Origin of the sequence: Liquorilactobacillus oeni DSM 19972, assembly GCF_001436275.1 — a bacterium.
In the GTDB taxonomy this organism is placed as follows: Bacteria; Bacillota; Bacilli; order Lactobacillales; family Lactobacillaceae; genus Liquorilactobacillus; species Liquorilactobacillus oeni.
On sequence record NZ_AZEH01000035.1, the window covers coordinates 1 to 1,659 of the forward strand.

The 1,659-nt window shown below is 48.3% G+C and carries 1 rRNA gene; it reads right to left on the bottom strand.

Annotated elements, in window-relative coordinates:
• A 23S ribosomal RNA gene (locus FD46_RS04695) occupies window positions 1–1,522 on the bottom strand; the annotation flags it as partial.
• Window positions 1,523–1,659: the final 137 nt, after the last annotated feature.

Consider the following 1,659-nt stretch of genomic DNA (forward strand, 5'->3'; position numbering starts at 1 on the left):
CTGTTTGGGCACACGTTTCCAGCTGTGTGCATCCTTAGCCTCCTGCGTCCCTCCATCGTTCAAACAAGTATAACTAGTACAGGAATCTCAACCTGTTATCCATCGCCTACGCCTTGCGGCCTCAGCTTAGGTCCCGACTAACCCTGGGAGGACGAGCCTTCCCCAGGAAACCTTAGTCATACGGTGGACAGGATTCTCACCTGTCTTGCGCTACTCATACCGGCATTCTCACTTCTAAGCGCTCCACTGGTCCTTCCGGTCCAGCTTCACCGCCCTTAGAACGCTCTCCTACCATGCAACCTAACGGTTGCATCCACAATTTCGGTAATATGTTTAGCCCCGGTACATTTTCGGCGCAGGGTCACTCGACTAGTGAGCTATTACGCACTCTTTAAATGGTGGCTGCTTCTGAGCCAACATCCTAGTTGTCTGTGCAACTCCACATCCTTTTCCACTTAACATATATTTAGGGACCTTAATTGGTGGTCTGGGCTGTTTCCCTTTCGACTACGGATCTTATCACTCGCAGTCTGACTCCCGGATAAAGATCAGTGGCATTCGGAGTTTATCTGAATTCAGTAACCCAAGACGGGCCCCTAGTTCAAACAGTGCTCTACCTCCACGATCCTAATTTCCGAGGCTAGCCCTAAAGCTATTTCGGAGAGAACCAGCTATCTCCAAGTTCGTTTGGAATTTCTCCGCTACCCACATCTCATCTCAGCATTTTTCAACATACATGAGTTCGGTCCTCCAGTGCGTTTTACCGCACCTTCAACCTGGACATGGGTAGGTCACCTGGTTTCGGGTCTATGTCTGCCTACTTGTGCGCCCTGTTCAGACTCGCTTTCGCTGCGGCTCCGCCCTTTACGGCTTAACCTTGCAGACAAACATAACTCGCCGGTTCATTCTACAAAAGGCACGCTATCACCCGTTAACGGGCTCTAACTACTTGTAGGCACATGGTTTCAGGAACTGTTTCACTCCCCTTCCGGGGTGCTTTTCACCTTTCCCTCACGGTACTGGTTCACTATCGGTCACTAGGGAGTATTTAGCCTTGGGAGATGGTCCTCCCGGATTCCGACGGAATTTCTCGTGTTCCGCCGTACTCAGGATCCTGAACTGAGAGCAGACATTTTCACCTACAGGGCTGTCACCTTCTCTGGCTGACTTTTCCAAGTCATGCGGTTAACGTCTGCTTTGGTAACTCAAATGTTCAGTCCTACAACCCCAAGAAGCAAGCTTCTTGGTTTGGGCTGTTCCCCGTTCGCTCGCCGCTACTAAGGGAATCGATTTTTCTTTTTCTTCCTGCAGGTACTTAGATGTTTCAGTTCCCTGCGTGTACCTCTGACTGATCTATGAATTCGATCAGCAGTAATAGTTGATTAAAACTATTGGGTTGCCCCATTCGGAAATCTCCGGCTCATAGCTTACTTACAGCTCCCCGGAGCATATCGGCGTTAGTCCCGTCCTTCATCGGCTCCTAGTACCAAGGCATCCACCATGCGCCCTTAATAACTTAACCTAACTTTACCTGCGGTAAAGCGGTTATGAGTTTTACGTTAAGAACAATTCTTGTTTCAAAACTCTTTAAAACGCGGTGTTTCTCGGTTTGTTAATTTAAAACAGAAAAAATATTATCTAGTTTTCAAAGAACAAGTT